Origin of the sequence: Streptococcus marmotae (assembly GCF_001623565.1) — a bacterium.
Lineage (GTDB): Bacteria > Bacillota > Bacilli > Lactobacillales > Streptococcaceae > Streptococcus > Streptococcus marmotae.
Map to the genome: position 1 here is coordinate 942,326 of NZ_CP015196.1, position 13,911 is coordinate 956,236.

A 13,911-nucleotide genomic window follows, 5' to 3' on the forward strand; every position below is an offset into this window, starting at 1 on the left:
AATAGATGCAACTAACAATTACAAATAAAGATTTGGCTACTTTTTATTCAGCGCTACAAAAAATGGAGATACGGCCGATGCGCCCTAATCGAGGGCGCATTAAATTATTAGCTCGTTTGGAAGAAAAGTTTCGTGAGTATGTAAAAGATGAATTTGAACTGATTAAAGATTATGTAGAGTTTGACAAACATGGGCAACCAATCGTAACCGAAGATAATTCGTATACAGTGAAAGATGAGTCACAGACTGAAGAACTCAGCAAATTGTTGGCTGAATTGGCTGATGATGAAGTGATGATTAAAGGTGGTGAATATTCGAAGCGCTACATTGACTTTTTAGAGTATCTATCAGAAGCAGAAGGAGACTTCACTATCGAGGAACTTCGAGTGATTGATGATGTCCTTGAGCAGTATGAAGTGAGCAAAGAACAGAAGGAGGGCTAGGATGGCGTTAAGACTTTATTCATCGGCTTCTTATAATGCGGCGCTAGGCAAGACCTTGGTCGGGATTAAGGAGAGCGATGAGCGGGAAACGGTTTTGTTTAATGCGACCTTAGACGGTGACCATTCGCAGGATTCGGATGCGGACTTGATTAGGCTTGCGCTTGATTGGTTTACGGTGCGCTATGTCAAGAACTTTTCAGACCAGCTCTTGAATGACAAGGTCAATGAGGCGACGAAGGTCATTTCAGAGGTTCAATCGAAATATGCGGAACTGGAAGATCGTTTGACCAAAGCTGAAGAAGAACGTGCTGAGCAGTTTAAACAAGCTGAATCAGAGCGCAATGAGCGGTTTGAAAACTTGGAAAATGCGATGAATCAGGCTGTCGTAGAGTTGACAACCATGTTTGCGGGTCGTCTGGAAGAAGAGGAACAGACAGATGACGAAGCAACTGAAAAAGAAGTCGCTGAAGAAGTGGAAATCGGCGATGAAGAAAAGGAGGCTGTGGATCATGAAGCAATTATTGGTTAGTTTGATGACGGGAGCAGCGTTAGTTAAGAAAGGAAAATTTACGATGAAATTTACGAAAAAATCTATTATTGTTAAGTCTTGGGTGGCGATGGTTGTCGGAGGATTGTATAGCTTTGACGATGTGCCAAAATTGTTCAACTTGCGGACGGTTGTGGGGCAGGTGCTGGCTGAGCAGGAAGTAGAAATGAAAGAGTAGTCTCTTTTTAGATGGGAGGAAGTATGCCAGAAAGTATCAAAGCAGAATTTTTATTGTGGCTTCTTGGGACGGCCATCCCTGTTGTGAGTATGTATGTCACCAACAAGGGGAAGATTAAGGAGACTGAACACCGCATGACCGTGCTTGAGATGAAGGTGGAACAAGCTGAGTCAAAAGCGATTCACAATGCGACACGGCTTGACGGTCATGATGAGCAGTATCGGGCTATGTATGCGATTGTGGAGCAGGTCAAGCATTTGTCGATGACATTAGAAGAAGTGCGCCAAGATGTAAAGTCTTTGGCCAAAAAGGAGTAGTAGGACATGATTAACTGGAAAGTACGTTTTAAAAATAAGGCCTTTTGGCTTGCCTTTATCCCTGCAATTGCGCTGGTGGTGCAAACGGTTGGGAAGTTGTTTGGGATTGAAATTGAGGTGACTCAGACGGTCGAGGGGCTTCTCAATGTCGTCAATGCCCTTTTTGTGGTCTTGGCCATCATCGGGATTGTCAATGATCCGACAACGGCAACCTTGTCTGATAGTGTGCGAGCATTGAGCTATGACACCCCTAAAGAAGATTAGTGTATTTGTGATTGTAGGCATCTGCTTTTGGGTGGATGCCTTTGTTCGTGTGGTTGAAGGGAGGTCAAGATGATGGGTGTTTTAAGTGTCGGTCTGAGGCAAATTGACGGTGGGTCTGTGGTCAAGCAGGGGGACACGTCGAGCTTGTTTACGTTTGAGCTGTTGGACGATGAAGAGCGGGTCATGACGGAGTTGTCTGGCTCGCTAGCGCAGGTGCGAATCGGGAAGTACCACAAGCTCTACTATGAGACGCATGTGACGGTGGTAGATGGGACGGTCACCTTTACCATCAGTAAGCCGATTGAGGCAGGTAAGGGCTATCTTGTCGAGATTGTGGTCAATGGCTATGTCTTTCCGTCTGATAAGTCGGTCAAGCTTCATGTTGTGGAAAACTTACTGGAGTATGAAGAGGCTGGTGAGTTGACAGAGAAGTCGCCTGTGTTGACACGGGAACAGACAGAGGAGTTGGTCAAGGCCTATCTGGAGCATCAGGCGGTCTTTACATTTTCTGAGGTCAGCGATGTCTGGACGATTGAGCATCGTCTGAATCGGTATCCGGCCGTTGTGGTGTCTGATAGTGCAGGTACGCAGGTCTTTGGCGATGTGCGCTATCTCTCAACCAATAAGCTTGAGATTCATTTTGCGGTACCCTTTAGTGGGACGGCGGTTTTAGTATAAGGAGGAACTATGCACGTTTTAACTAATTTAGATTTAAGGAAAAATCAGCTTTTAAATGCCATTGTCCAAAATTTGGGGACGGCACCTGGTGACCCGAAGGCGGGTCAGTTGTATTTTGATACGACAGAGAAGAAATTGAAGATTTACACTGGCGATAGCTGGGTGGGTCTAGATAGCAATGAAAACAGTCTTGACACAGACCAAATTTCCACGATTGCGGGAAACAAGGCGACTGATGCGCTGAATACGGCCAAGCAATATGTCAATGATGAGATTGCGAAAGTGGTCGGCGGTGCGGATGGTGAGTACGATACCTTGAAGGAAATCGAGGCGTTTATCAAAACGCATGCCGAGCAGTTGACGTCATTTGCCTCTGCCCCGCATAAATTTGTGACGGAGATTGGCGACGGTGTGGCGGTGGAGCACACGGTAACACACTCACTCAATACGCAGGATGTGCTGGTAGAGGTCTATGAAGCCAATGCGCCGAACGAGAAGGTGCTTGTGGATATCGAGCATACAGATGCCAACACTATCAAAATCACAACGGCTAGAGCCATTCCAGAAAATGCCAAGTTGAAAGTGGTGGTGATTGGATGAAGAATTATAGTCGAACAGGTCGTAGTGAGGATATGGTGACCCGTGAAGTGGCGCAGGAGCGAGCAGTTGAGTATGTAACGTTCTCAAACGGGGTGAGTCCGGGGGATCCAAGTTCGATCAATAGTCGGAAGGTTTTACAGGTTCATGAATTGACAGGGATTGGCTTTTTGCATTTGGATTTTAAGGTGACAGATAGCGCTCGAAAAGGTTTGTACAATCGTTATGAGATTGGGCGCTTTGACAAATGGTATCCCGCTAATACGCTTGAAGTGATGTTGTTTGACGGCTCAACCATTTGGACTGAAGATCAGAATATCTACGCTCGGTGCGAGGCTAATAAGCGTTATATCGTGGATTTGAATGGTTTTTATAGAAAGTAGAGGTAGGATATGGCAAGAGTAGAAGAAGTTGTACAGTATGCGATTGATTTAGCGAACTCTGGGATGGGTGTGGATAAGGACGGGATGTGGGGCACGCAGTGCGCTGATTTGCCGTGCTTTATCGTGAAGAATTGGTTTGGGATTGACTTGTGGGGCAATGCGATTGACCTACTAGATAGTGCGGCGCAAAATGGCTTGTCGGTCATCTATGATGCACCTGGTGTCAATCCGCAGGCTGGTGATTTGTTTGTGATGGCTGTGTCTGGTCATCCGTATGGTCATACAGGTATCGTTATCGAGGATAGTGATGGTGTGACGATGAAGACGGTTGAGCAGAACATTGATGGGAATTGGGATGCTCTCACGGTTGGGGGTCCCGCTCGGTTTAATGAACGTGGATTTGATGGGGTGATTGGCTGGATTCGTCCGCCGTACACGGATACGGAGATGGCTAGTCCAGTTGATACATCAGCTGGAACTAGCGAGGAGATTGACTTGATTCCAGAAGAGGGGACGTTTACCCTTGTGGATACAGCAATCAATGTCCGTCGTGCGCCAAATCTAACTGGTGAGATTGTCCATGTCTATCAGCCTGGGGAGTCTGTCCACTATGACAGCAAGGGCTCGGCCAATGGCTACCGCTGGATTTCTTATATCGGTCAGTCAGGTAAGCGCAACTATATGGCCATCGGTCAGACCGATGAAAACGGCAAACGTATCTCGCTCTGGGGTACTCTGTCCTAACACTAACCCCGCTCAGGAAACTGGGCGGGGGTTTTTGTTGTGTAAAATAAAAAGTTGTAAAATCTATTGACAAATGGCTTGTATTGGAATATAATAAAATATTCCACAGGTTTCAAACGGTTAACTAAATAACTTAGTGAAGAATGTTTGACAACATGCTAAGATGATATGCGTGATTCTCGTTACACTAGCGATGGGATACTGTCGCTAGATAAGTAATCAATCTGTTAGTGATAATAGATTGTTGCGAAGTGAAAGAATAGCAAGAGTGCGTATGATGTGGATAGAATGCGTAGTTAGACCAAGACTAGACGGTGGTAGCGATAATAGACGCCCCGGGGGGGAATAAGCCATCAAATCCAAGTTTGGCGACTTGCGATGCGGTGGTAATGCCAAAATAAGCTATTGTGCACATTGACGCTTGAAAAGAGCGTTGCTTACACTAAAAGTCTGTATGAGTAGCCCAAAGGTGCATGGAAAGAATACTGATAATTACTATAGGTAAAATTAAAATTCTGAATGTCGGGTGAAAGTTGGAGGTAACCAGTCCTGCCTAGCCACTGAAACGCCAAGGAAGTTATGGGGTAGCTCCCTATAGCTCAGACCTTGGTCGGCTATCGGTTAACAAGTTGCGTATTTTTGAAGCAGAGCGAAGGCTCATTTAGTTGATCGTTTGAAGTCTATGGAATGTACCAGCCTTGCGCTGGTGTTTTTTTGTAAAAGAAAAGACCTGTTTCAGAACAGGTAAAAAGCATTTCCCAGCGTTGAATTTTACTACGTATTTCACTACGTTTATTTTAAAATGATGGCGACTGACTGAATAGTGTAAAGTTCAAAAACCTTGTTTTATTAATTGTTTTGGCATTGATGGTGATTGAGTTTGCGATAAAGAAGTTTCATACCACAAAAGAGGGCTTTGGTAAAAGGAATTGGTAGGAAAATGAAAAAATCGCTTGTCTTTCAAGTGGTTTTCACAGGTCACCATTCTCAAGGATTGAAAAAAAGGGCGAGATAGCTTACAATAGAGAAGGATAGAATCATGAAAAGAGAGTAAAAAGATGAAAATATTGGCACTTGATACGTCTAACCAAACGTTGGCCGTAGCCTTAGTGGAAAATGGGCGTTTACAGACAGAGATGACACTTGCGATTAAGAAAAATCATAGTATTAGCCTCATGCCAACGATTGATTTCTTAATGCAGTCTGTTGGGTGGAAACCGGCTGATTTGGATAGAATTGTGGTAGCACAGGGTCCGGGATCTTATACAGGTTTGCGGATTGGGGTTGCAACTGCAAAGACCTTGGCCTATACTCTGGGGATTGATTTGGTAGGGATTTCGAGCTTACAAGCTCTACTACCAGCAGACAGTAAGGGCTTAGTAGTGCCACTGATTGATGCGAGACGAAATCATGGCTATGCCGGATTCTACGAACAAGGGCAAGCAGTCAAGGCAGATACCTACCTTTCTTTTGAAGCCTTATTAGAAGAAGTGAAAAACTATGAGCAGGTCACCTTTGTAGGAGAAGTTGCAGCTTTTACGGAGCAGATTGAGGCGGCTTTACCCAAAGCTCAGTATCAGGCGACCTTGCCGTCTGCTTATCAGCTTGCCTTGGATGGAGAGCATACGCCTGTGAGTGAGGTAATGTCCTTTGAACCTCGTTATCTCAAGCGGGTTGAAGCAGAAGAAAATTGGCTCAAGAATCATGAGGAAAGAGATAGAGAAAGTTACATTCAGCGAGTATGATAGAAATTGAAGAATACAAGGGGCAAGAAGAACTTGCACGAGATCTCTTTACCATTTTGTGCGATGTGTATGATCAGGCACCATGGACGGTAGAGCAGATTGAATCAGATCTACGCCAACCAGAAACGGTTTACTATCTGGCAAAAGAGGGGCGGGAACTTCTTGGCTTTCTAGCTGTCCAAGAGATTGTAGATGAATTGGAAATTTTGCAGCTTGCAGTGCGTAAAGATGTTCAAGGTCAGGGGATAGCAGGAAGGCTACTCCATTGTATTCAGGATTTTGCAGGTTCGGTATTTTTAGAAGTGCGGGCTTCCAATCAGCGTGCGAAAGGCTTATATGAGCGCTATGGATTTGAAGAAATTGGCAGGCGTAAGGGCTATTACCATGGTCCGATAGAAGATGCCATTGTGATGAAAAGAGAGACAGATGAAAGATAGATATATTCTTGCCATTGAGACATCATGCGATGAGACCTCGGTTGCAGTATTAAAAAATGATGCGGACTTGTTGTCCAATGTGATTGCGAGTCAAATTGAAAGCCATAAGCGGTTTGGCGGCGTTGTTCCTGAAGTAGCAAGTCGTCATCATGTAGAAGTAATAACGGTTTGTATTGAAGAAGCTTTGCAAGAGGCAGGGCTTGAAGCGCGTGACCTGACAGCGGTTGCGGTGACTTATGGACCGGGCTTAGTCGGAGCGCTCCTAGTGGGCTTATCAGCCGCAAAAGCCTTTGCTTGGGCAAATGGTTTGCCCCTGATTCCAGTCAATCACATGGCAGGACACCTGATGGCAGCACGTAGCGTGAAGGAGTTGGAGTATCCCTTGCTTGCCTTATTGGTCTCGGGTGGGCACACGGAGCTGGTCTATGTATCAGGAGAAGGTGAGTATAGCATTGTCGGAGAAACGCGAGATGATGCGGTAGGAGAGGCTTATGATAAGGTTGGACGTGTCATGGGGCTTCCCTATCCAGCTGGTCGTGTTATTGATGAATTGGCACATCAGGGACAGGATATTTATAACTTTCCACGTGCCATGGTCAAAGAAGATAATCTAGAGTTCTCATTTTCAGGCCTTAAGTCAGCTTTTATCAACCTTTGTCATAATGCCGAACAAAAAGGAGAAACACTTGTCAACGAAGATTTAGCAGCTTCTTTTCAGGCTTGTGTTTTAGATATTTTGCTGGCAAAGACGAAAAAAGCCCTCGAAAAATATCCTGTCAAGACCTTGGTGGTTGCAGGGGGAGTAGCTGCTAATCAGGGCTTGCGCGAGCGTTTAAATCAGGAAATAACCGATGTTGAGGTCATTATCCCACCCTTGCGCCTCTGCGGTGATAATGCAGGCATGATTGCCTTAGCTGCGGTCAGCGAATGGAACAAGAACAACCTAGCGTCTCTGGATTTGAATGCCAAGCCGAGTCTAGCTTTTGATTCCTTGTAGGATTGCTTATAGTAACTGGAGAGCCGAGAGGCTCTTTTTTCGGCTCTTTGTCAACTGTAGTGGGTAGATGAAAAGCTAACACCTAGAGAGGACCAAATTGGTCTTCTCTTTTTTGATGTTGATGGCAATCAAAATCCGCTTTTTGAAGTTTTCAAAGCTCCTGAAACCAAAGGCATTACGCTTGATGACTTTGATGATGTTATTGGTAGATTCCAATTTAGCGTTGGAATAAGGCAATTCCAAAGCGTTTAAAATCTTGTCCTTATCCTTTAGAAACGCCTTAAATACCGTCTGGAAAATAGGGTTAACAGTGGCTATTTCTTGCTCAATTAGGTCAAAGAAATGATCTGAGTTTTTCTCTTGGAAATGGAATAAAAGAAGTTGATAGAGTTCATAATGTTGTCGTAACTCATCTGAGTAGGATAGGAGCTTGTCTAAGATTTCCTTATTGGTCAAATGCATGCGAAAAGTAGGGCGATAAAACCGCTTGTCACTGAGTTTACGGCTATCTTGTTGTACCAGTTTCCAGTAGCGTTTGAGCGTCTTGTATTCATGCGATTTGCGGTCAAAAGCATTCATGATTTGGGTACGGACACGGTTCATAGCACGGCTGAGATGTTGCACAACGTGGAAGCGATCCAGCACGATTTTAGCATGAGGAAAAAGTTGTTTGGCTAGTTGATAGTAAGGGCTAAACATGTCCATAGTGATGATTTTAACGCGGTTTCTGACCTTTCTAGGGTATCTCAGAAAGTGATTTCGGATGGTTGCTTGCGTTCTTCCATCAAGGATAGCGATGATGTTATTTGTGTCAAAATCTTGAGCGATAAAGCTCATTTTCCCTTTCTTGAAGGCATACTCATCCCAGGACATGACTTCTGGAAGCTTATCCCAATCCGTTTCAAATTTAAACTCATTGAGTTTTCGAATAACTGTAGATGTAGAAATGGAGAGTCTGTGTGCGATATGTGTCATTGCTTGCTTTTCGATGAGTAATTGTGCGATTTTCTGGTTGACAGCGACAGAGATTTGATGGTTCTTCTTAACAATAGGAGTTTCAGCGACCGCTATTTTCCCACAGTCTTTGCACTTGAAACGACGCTTTCGAAGGCGGATAAGTAGCGGGTAGCCAGCAGTTTCTAAGTAGGGGATTTTAGAGGCTTTCTGGAAGTCGTACTTAGCCATTTGTCCCTTGCAGGAAGGGCATTTAGGGGCTGTGTAATCCAAGTGACCGTGGAGTTCTAAGTGTGTTCCCATGTCGCATTCATTAGTGATAGTGATATTTTTGTCTTTCATTTTGAGAAAATTTGTGATAAGATTTAGTTGTTCCATATGAGTCTTTCTAAATGATAGTTTTGTCGCTTTTCATTATAGGTCATATGGAACTTTTTTTCTACACTGAAAAAGGCTCCATAATCTCTGTGGCGGGCGTACCCACTACAGATATTATAGAGCCCTTTTTTCAGGAAGTTTCAACTGGCAGAGATGATTTTTCTGAAAATAACTTGAAAAGGTTGACGGTAGTTGGTTTCTAGCTTATACTAGTAAGACAATGATAGGACTTGGAAAGGAGTTTGGTATGCAAGGTTCATTTGTGAAAGAAGGGGCAATTGACGCGATTCCAACGGTCTTAGGCTATGCGAGTATTGGATTAGCTTGTGGAATTGTTTCGGTTAATTCAGGTATTTCAGCGCTAGAAATGGCTTTGATGAGCGTGTTCGTATATGCAGGAAGTGCGCAATTTGTGATGTGTGCCATGATTTTAGCGGGTGCGCCTTTGATGTCGATTGCGGTGACGGTATTTTTTGTCAATCTACGTCATTTTCTCCTCAGTCTGCATACAGCGTCCATGTTTCAAAAAAATTCTTTGGGTTCTAATATTTTTATCGGTTCATTTTTGACGGATGAGTCCTATGGTGTCTTGTTGCGGAAACAGTTGGAAAATCCAACGGTATCTCCCTATTGGATGTATGGGAATAATCTGGCTAGCTATACTGCATGGGTGTTGTTTACTGTGTTAGGTAATCTCATCGGCAGCTTCATTCCAAATCCAGAAGGGTTAGGACTTGATTTTGCATTGGTAGCAATGTTTGTAGGAATTTTTGCAGGTCAGCTAGAAGCGATGGCAAGACAGATTCCATTACGGAAGATTGGCTGGATTCTGTTGAGTGTATTTTGTGCATATATGGGATTGGTTCTGGTGACCTCTTCTTATATTGCGGTTCTTGTAGCGACCTTGATTGGCTGTTTTGTGGGGGTGATGCTGGATGATAAATAGGGAAATGGTATGGATGATTCTAGCTGCAATGGTCGTAACCTGGGTACCGAGAATTCTACCCTTTGTCTTAACAAAAGGAAAATCTCTGCCGCCTCTTGCCTTGCGTTTTTTACGCTTTCTACCTCTTTCCATTATCTTTGCCTTAACCTTATCAAGTGTGGTGGATGAAAGGGTGGGGCATTTTCCGCGTTTTCTACCAATTGAAACCATAGCCTTGTTACCGACTTTCTTTGTTGTTTTGAAAACAAAGAATATCCTGCTCGCAGTTATAGTAGGGGTTGTCGTAACAGCTAGCTTACGCTTTCTTTCAGGAATTTAAATCAGATACTAAAAAGTTCGAGATGTTTGTCTCGAACTTTTGTATTATTTCAATCGGAAGGTCTTGGGAGCTTTTTTGAGGAGAATCAGATAGCCGATGCCGACATAAAGGCTAATTCCGATGGAAAGACCTAGGATATACAGTAGACTTGCGATTTTTAGTTGGGTATTGAGATAAGCAAGCCAATACAAGGCTCCGCTGAGAATGCGATAGAGAGGATTGACAATTTCCATGTCTTTGGTAAAGGGTTGGAGAATGTAGTAGATAAAGAGATCGTGGAAAGAAAATAGGAAGGTGATGCTGAGCATGAGATAGGCAGTCAAAAGAGTCAGCTGCCACGAATATTGGAAATGGCCCATGAGCATGATGATGAGAAAGAGAGCGGAAGCAAAAATGCTGTTAAATTTTAGTGTTTGGATAAAGCGATAATTAAAGCCAGCTAAAATCGTCTTAGGCTCTCGATAAAATGGATAATGGAGCATAGCGATGTCACAATTGACAAAGACCATTTGGGTGATTTGCTTGCCGAGAGAGCCTGCATACATGATCATGAGGGTAAAGGGGAGAAGGGCAATCAATCCTTTCTCAGGTAGCTTGAAAGGTTTGTGTTCAAAAAATGCAATGATTGCAAATAAGGTGGGAACGAGTAGCAAAAAGAGCAAGCGTTTTTTCAATCCTTTTGCAAGTATAGTGTGATAGCGTTGGAAAAGCAGGGCATTGAGGTAGTTCATACCGGTCAGGTGCGTGAGGTCTTCCTGTTTGTCTAAACTTAATTTTTCCTGCATTGTCAAGCCTTGACGGGTGTATTCATTACCTTGTTTCATCTGGAAGATTTTCTTATCAAAGGCGAGCGATTCTTCCATGCGGAAGTTGAAATACTCCGTTATCTGATGAAAGGCAAGAACTGAACGGAGGCTCATGAGGAAAATGGGGATTTGAATCATGAGCAACACGAGTAAAAATGCGGTGTTGAGTGCATCTCGTTTGAAAAAAGCTAGGATTGCAAAGGTCATACCAGGTAGAAGGAGAGCCCAATTCTGCCAGGACCAATTTGTGATGAAGGTACGGCGTTTAAAGAACCAGAAATTACAAGCATAACCGGCTAATTGGGCGGTCGGGAGTGCTAAGAGTCCGACAGGCAGTATCAGCCATTGGTGAGCTAGACCGCTCAAGATCATCAAGGCAGGAAGATAGGCTAGGCTATGGATAATGGGGTCTACCAACAATTGACTGTGTAAAAAGAGTCTTTGAGAGAGTTTGAAATTGACCAGAAACTCTCGGTTTGATTGTGAGATGACGGCTTCAAAACCTCTCGAGAAGCGAGTGATTAGCCCTGTCATGCAAAGCCAAATCGCAAAGCCAAGCAAGAAGCTCTGGGGCTTCAGTGGTAGGGATAGAGGCTCTGCACCTGTTGCAAGATTGATAGTGATATGGGCTGTGCCCACATAGAGCGTCAGCCAGAAGAATTTTGCCAAGAAGCGAAAAGGGATGGAGAGAATAGTAAAGATATAGAATAAACTGCTTTTTACCTTGTAAGAATGGTAAACTGTTTCAGGAATGGATTTTCCAATGAAGGGGATTTTTCGAAGGTAGTAGAGAAAGCCATTGACCTGTTTGCTAAGGCTGAACTTTTCTTGATACCAGCTATACCGTAATATATCTTTCATCTGGATCCTCCTATTTATCTGCTAATAGATTGACGATTTCTTGTTCAAAATCGGCGTCGTGCAAACGTTCGGTTGGTACGGCTTGTAACTCCTTGTGATGCAAGAGGACAATTTCATCACACAGGTCTTGAGCCAGTTGGAGGATATGGGTCGAAAAGATGATGACGGAATCTTTTTTAGCCTTGCGAATGAGTTGTTTGAACTCATGGGCGGCAACAGGGTCAAAAGAGGTCAGAGGTTCATCGAGTAAGAGCACAGCTGGTTGTACGATGAGAGATAGGAGAAGCTGAACCTTATTTTGCATTCCATGAGAGAAGTCTTTCAGCAAGCGGTGTTGGTCTACATGGTCAATACCGACTAGTGTTAGCCATTCTTCGGGACTCCGTGAACTACGCAGTTTATCTTTGTGAATGTCCATGTAAAAGCGGATAAATTCAAAGGCGGTCATAAAAGCAGGGAGTTGCGGGTAGGTCTGAGTAAAGCCGATTTCAGTTGAATCATAGTCGCGTAGCTGATCCTCTTCTTCAAACTGAATTGTCCCATGTTCGAGGACGAGGTTACGGGCGATACAGTTAAAGAGGGTTGTTTTTCCAGCACCGTTTCTGCCGAGGAGTCCGTAGATTTTTCCTTGTTCAAACGTAAAGGACGTTTCTTGGAAGATGATTTTCTGGTCAAATTGTTTTGAAATGGTGTTAAGGGCTAGTTTCATCATAATCGGTCTCCTTTTTGTATCTTTGTTCTATGTTTATCATACATTAAAATATAAAAAAATTCAAGGGCGTCCTTGAATTTTATGAAAACGGTATCGGCTGTATACCTGCCACCCAGCCAGTGCAGAGACAGTAGGTGATGTTGAAGCCTCCTGTATGGGCATTGATGTCAAGTACTTCTCCTGCAAAATGCAGTCCTGCTACTTTTTTACTTTCAAGGGTTTTGGGATTGATTTCCTTGAGGTCTACTCCACCCTTGGTCACAAAGGACTTGGCTAGGGACATCTTGCCTGTAATCGGAATCGGTAGCGCCTTGATTGTAGCTATCAGTTGGTCCCTTTCTTTTTTAGACAGTTGTTTGACTTTGAGGGGATAAGACTTCGCAAAGAATTCTGCCAAGCGTTCAGGCATGAGGGTTTTCAAGACGTTTTTGAGGGCTTTTTCTCGTTCGTCCTCTAAGAGAGTAGCCAATTCTTCCTTACTCATCTGCGGTAGCACATCGAGATAAGCGGTTTCGCCTCCCTTGACAAAGCTAGATAGTCGTAGGGCGGCAGGGCCAGAAAGCCCAAAATGCGTGAACAAGAGATCGTGGGTGATAACGTGTTTATCGTAGCGGAGAGTGACATCGTCTAGCGAAATGCCTTGTAGCGCCTTGTGGGGGAAATCAGTCAGAAGCGGACTTTCAGCAGCTTCAATCTCTGTCACAGCGAGTTTGAAATGACGGGCAATGTCATGACCAAATCCAGTAGAGCCTGTTGAGGGATAGGCTTTGCCTCCTGTTGTGACAATGACCTTGCAAGCGGTGAAAAGATTATCTGCGGTCTTAATCTGAAAGGTGTCATCGATTTTTTTAACGGAGAGAACTTCTGTCCCTGTTCGAATGTCAACACCCAAATCCAACATTTTCATCTCAAGAGCCTTAATAATCGTTTGAGAGCGATCGGTCGTTGGAAAGATGCGTCCGTGATCTTCGACCTTTAGCTTGACACCGTTGTCCTCAAAAAAACGAATGATGTCATGATTATCAAATTGGGAAAAGACGCTGTAGAGGAAACGACCATTACCTGGGATGCCTTCTAGTAAGTCTTCAAGCGTGCCATTGTTGGTTACATTGCAACGGCCACCACCTGTTCCCGCTAGCTTTTTTCCGAGCCTGCGATTCTTTTCAAGGAGTAGCGTTTCTTGTCCATAGAAGCTAGCAGCAATTGCGGCCATCATGCCAGCAGGTCCTGCGCCAATAATAATCGTATCAAAATGTGTCATATTCAGTCCTTTTTTTGGAGGTATACTCTCTAAAAATCAACATCTGACTAGGGGGAGTGGGAAGAAATCGATTTTGTCAATTTCGCTTTCGCATTTCTAGGCTCAGGTATCAATAGTCATTGATATAAGTCAAACTGCTAAAGCTATAAAAGAAGCAGGGCTGGACACTTTTGTCTTAGCCTCTTATTCCCAACCTTCAACAGTCCGCTGGACGGTTGAAGCAAGGTGAGTTAACGATGTCAGATTTTGATTTTTGGTGAGTATTATTTGTGAGTTGTTCTGTCCTTCTATTGTAGCATAAATAGGTGCATAATCGGCAAAATGCACCTTCTGCTCCTTCTAAT

The 13,911-nt window shown here is 43.9% G+C and carries 17 protein-coding genes and 1 pseudogene; 14 read left to right on the forward strand and 4 right to left on the reverse strand.

Annotation, left to right across the window (positions count from 1 at the left end):
• The first annotated feature begins 5 nt into the window (after positions 1 to 5).
• The 12 genes and pseudogenes from A4H00_RS04940 (at position 6) to tsaD (ending at position 7,330) form a co-directional block, all read left to right on the forward strand.
• A complete protein-coding gene (locus tag A4H00_RS04940) occupies positions 6 to 443 on the forward strand; it encodes a DUF1617 family protein (protein WP_067087825.1) in 438 nt (145 codons plus the stop codon).
• 1 nt (position 444) lies between these two features.
• On the forward strand, positions 445 to 972 hold the full coding sequence (locus tag A4H00_RS04945; protein WP_067087827.1) for a hypothetical protein: 528 nt from the start codon (positions 445 to 447) through the stop codon (positions 970 to 972).
• Positions 953 to 1,168, forward strand: a complete 216-nt coding sequence (locus A4H00_RS04950; RefSeq protein WP_067087829.1) for a hypothetical protein — start codon at positions 953 to 955, stop codon at positions 1,166 to 1,168. The genes A4H00_RS04945 and A4H00_RS04950 overlap by 20 nt, the downstream gene beginning before the upstream one ends.
• Positions 1,169 to 1,191: 23 nt before the next feature.
• Complete coding sequence (locus tag A4H00_RS04955; RefSeq protein ID WP_067087831.1) at positions 1,192 to 1,485, forward strand: DUF7365 family protein; 294 nt, start codon at positions 1,192 to 1,194, stop codon at positions 1,483 to 1,485.
• A 6-nt stretch (positions 1,486 to 1,491) separates the two neighbouring features.
• Positions 1,492 to 1,749: a phage holin gene (locus tag A4H00_RS04960; RefSeq protein ID WP_067087832.1), complete on the forward strand. Its 258-nt coding sequence runs from the start codon at positions 1,492 to 1,494 to the stop codon at positions 1,747 to 1,749.
• Positions 1,750 to 1,818: 69 nt separating this feature from the next.
• Positions 1,819 to 2,427, forward strand: a complete 609-nt coding sequence (locus A4H00_RS04965; RefSeq protein WP_067087834.1) for a hypothetical protein — start codon at positions 1,819 to 1,821, stop codon at positions 2,425 to 2,427.
• 9 nt (positions 2,428 to 2,436) lie between these two features.
• On the forward strand, positions 2,437 to 3,027 hold the full coding sequence (locus A4H00_RS04970; protein WP_067087836.1) for a hypothetical protein: 591 nt from the start codon (positions 2,437 to 2,439) through the stop codon (positions 3,025 to 3,027).
• Positions 3,024 to 3,407, forward strand: a complete 384-nt coding sequence (locus A4H00_RS04975; protein WP_067087837.1) for a hypothetical protein — start codon at positions 3,024 to 3,026, stop codon at positions 3,405 to 3,407. Before A4H00_RS04970 ends, A4H00_RS04975 begins: the two co-directional genes overlap by 4 nt.
• 9 nt (positions 3,408 to 3,416) lie before the next feature.
• A pseudogene (locus A4H00_RS04980) lies at positions 3,417 to 4,151 on the forward strand (CHAP domain-containing protein); the annotation flags it as partial.
• A 1,058-nt stretch (positions 4,152 to 5,209) separates the two neighbouring features.
• Positions 5,210 to 5,896, forward strand: a complete 687-nt coding sequence (gene tsaB, locus A4H00_RS04985) for a tRNA (adenosine(37)-N6)-threonylcarbamoyltransferase complex dimerization subunit type 1 TsaB (RefSeq protein WP_067087841.1) — start codon at positions 5,210 to 5,212, stop codon at positions 5,894 to 5,896.
• Positions 5,893 to 6,333 carry a ribosomal protein S18-alanine N-acetyltransferase gene (rimI, locus tag A4H00_RS04990; protein ID WP_067087843.1) on the forward strand — a complete coding sequence of 147 codons (441 nt, stop codon included), beginning with the start codon at positions 5,893 to 5,895 and terminating at the stop codon, positions 6,331 to 6,333. Before tsaB ends, rimI begins: the two co-directional genes overlap by 4 nt.
• A complete protein-coding gene (tsaD, locus tag A4H00_RS04995) occupies positions 6,323 to 7,330 on the forward strand; it encodes a tRNA (adenosine(37)-N6)-threonylcarbamoyltransferase complex transferase subunit TsaD (RefSeq protein ID WP_067087844.1) in 1,008 nt (335 codons plus the stop codon). Before rimI ends, tsaD begins: the two co-directional genes overlap by 11 nt.
• A 75-nt stretch (positions 7,331 to 7,405) precedes the next feature.
• On the opposite strand, the gene A4H00_RS05000 is transcribed toward tsaD, so the two are convergent.
• On the reverse strand, positions 7,406 to 8,662 hold the full coding sequence (locus A4H00_RS05000; RefSeq protein ID WP_067087846.1) for an ISL3 family transposase: 1,257 nt from the start codon (positions 8,660 to 8,662) through the stop codon (positions 7,406 to 7,408).
• A 247-nt stretch (positions 8,663 to 8,909) separates the two neighbouring features.
• Here A4H00_RS05000 and A4H00_RS05010 point away from each other — a divergent pair, with 247 nt between their 5' ends.
• Positions 8,910 to 9,608 (forward strand): AzlC family ABC transporter permease, encoded by a 699-nt coding sequence (locus A4H00_RS05010; RefSeq protein ID WP_067087850.1) that lies wholly within the window; start codon positions 8,910 to 8,912, stop codon positions 9,606 to 9,608.
• On the forward strand, positions 9,598 to 9,927 hold the full coding sequence (locus tag A4H00_RS05015) for an AzlD domain-containing protein (protein WP_067087852.1): 330 nt from the start codon (positions 9,598 to 9,600) through the stop codon (positions 9,925 to 9,927). The genes A4H00_RS05010 and A4H00_RS05015 overlap by 11 nt, the downstream gene beginning before the upstream one ends.
• A gap of 44 nt (positions 9,928 to 9,971) precedes the next feature.
• Here the strand turns inward: A4H00_RS05015 and A4H00_RS05020 are convergent, their stop codons facing one another.
• From A4H00_RS05020 to aao, 3 genes are all read right to left on the reverse strand, one after another.
• On the reverse strand, positions 9,972 to 11,594 hold the full coding sequence (locus tag A4H00_RS05020) for a hypothetical protein (protein WP_067087854.1): 1,623 nt from the start codon (positions 11,592 to 11,594) through the stop codon (positions 9,972 to 9,974).
• 10 nt (positions 11,595 to 11,604) lie between these two features.
• On the reverse strand, positions 11,605 to 12,303 hold the full coding sequence (locus A4H00_RS05025; RefSeq protein WP_067091474.1) for an ABC transporter ATP-binding protein: 699 nt from the start codon (positions 12,301 to 12,303) through the stop codon (positions 11,605 to 11,607).
• A gap of 82 nt (positions 12,304 to 12,385) precedes the next feature.
• Positions 12,386 to 13,567, reverse strand: a complete 1,182-nt coding sequence (aao, locus tag A4H00_RS05030) for an aminoacetone oxidase (RefSeq protein WP_067087857.1) — start codon at positions 13,565 to 13,567, stop codon at positions 12,386 to 12,388.
• Between the last annotated feature and the right edge of the window lie 344 nt (positions 13,568 to 13,911).

What these genes read in the sequence shown, in the direction of transcription:
- A4H00_RS05000 (WP_067087846.1), bottom strand. Translation starts at nt 8,662, where the DNA reads ATGGAACAACTAAATCTTATCACAAATTTTCTCAAAATGAAAGACAAA.
- A4H00_RS04960 (WP_067087832.1), top strand. Translation starts at nt 1,492, where the DNA reads ATGATTAACTGGAAAGTACGTTTTAAAAATAAGGCCTTTTGGCTTGCC.
- aao (WP_067087857.1), bottom strand. Translation starts at nt 13,567, where the DNA reads ATGACACATTTTGATACGATTATTATTGGCGCAGGACCTGCTGGCATG.
- A4H00_RS05010 (WP_067087850.1), top strand. Translation starts at nt 8,910, where the DNA reads ATGCAAGGTTCATTTGTGAAAGAAGGGGCAATTGACGCGATTCCAACG.
- A4H00_RS04970 (WP_067087836.1), top strand. Translation starts at nt 2,437, where the DNA reads ATGCACGTTTTAACTAATTTAGATTTAAGGAAAAATCAGCTTTTAAAT.
- A4H00_RS04940 (WP_067087825.1), top strand. Translation starts at nt 6, where the DNA reads ATGCAACTAACAATTACAAATAAAGATTTGGCTACTTTTTATTCAGCG.
- A4H00_RS05015 (WP_067087852.1), top strand. Translation starts at nt 9,598, where the DNA reads ATGATAAATAGGGAAATGGTATGGATGATTCTAGCTGCAATGGTCGTA.
- rimI (WP_067087843.1), top strand. Translation starts at nt 5,893, where the DNA reads ATGATAGAAATTGAAGAATACAAGGGGCAAGAAGAACTTGCACGAGAT.
- A4H00_RS04965 (WP_067087834.1), top strand. Translation starts at nt 1,819, where the DNA reads ATGATGGGTGTTTTAAGTGTCGGTCTGAGGCAAATTGACGGTGGGTCT.
- A4H00_RS04950 (WP_067087829.1), top strand. Translation starts at nt 953, where the DNA reads ATGAAGCAATTATTGGTTAGTTTGATGACGGGAGCAGCGTTAGTTAAG.
- A4H00_RS04975 (WP_067087837.1), top strand. Translation starts at nt 3,024, where the DNA reads ATGAAGAATTATAGTCGAACAGGTCGTAGTGAGGATATGGTGACCCGT.
- A4H00_RS05020 (WP_067087854.1), bottom strand. Translation starts at nt 11,594, where the DNA reads ATGAAAGATATATTACGGTATAGCTGGTATCAAGAAAAGTTCAGCCTT.
- tsaB (WP_067087841.1), top strand. Translation starts at nt 5,210, where the DNA reads ATGAAAATATTGGCACTTGATACGTCTAACCAAACGTTGGCCGTAGCC.
- A4H00_RS04945 (WP_067087827.1), top strand. Translation starts at nt 445, where the DNA reads ATGGCGTTAAGACTTTATTCATCGGCTTCTTATAATGCGGCGCTAGGC.
- A4H00_RS04955 (WP_067087831.1), top strand. Translation starts at nt 1,192, where the DNA reads ATGCCAGAAAGTATCAAAGCAGAATTTTTATTGTGGCTTCTTGGGACG.
- A4H00_RS05025 (WP_067091474.1), bottom strand. Translation starts at nt 12,303, where the DNA reads ATGAAACTAGCCCTTAACACCATTTCAAAACAATTTGACCAGAAAATC.
- tsaD (WP_067087844.1), top strand. Translation starts at nt 6,323, where the DNA reads ATGAAAGATAGATATATTCTTGCCATTGAGACATCATGCGATGAGACC.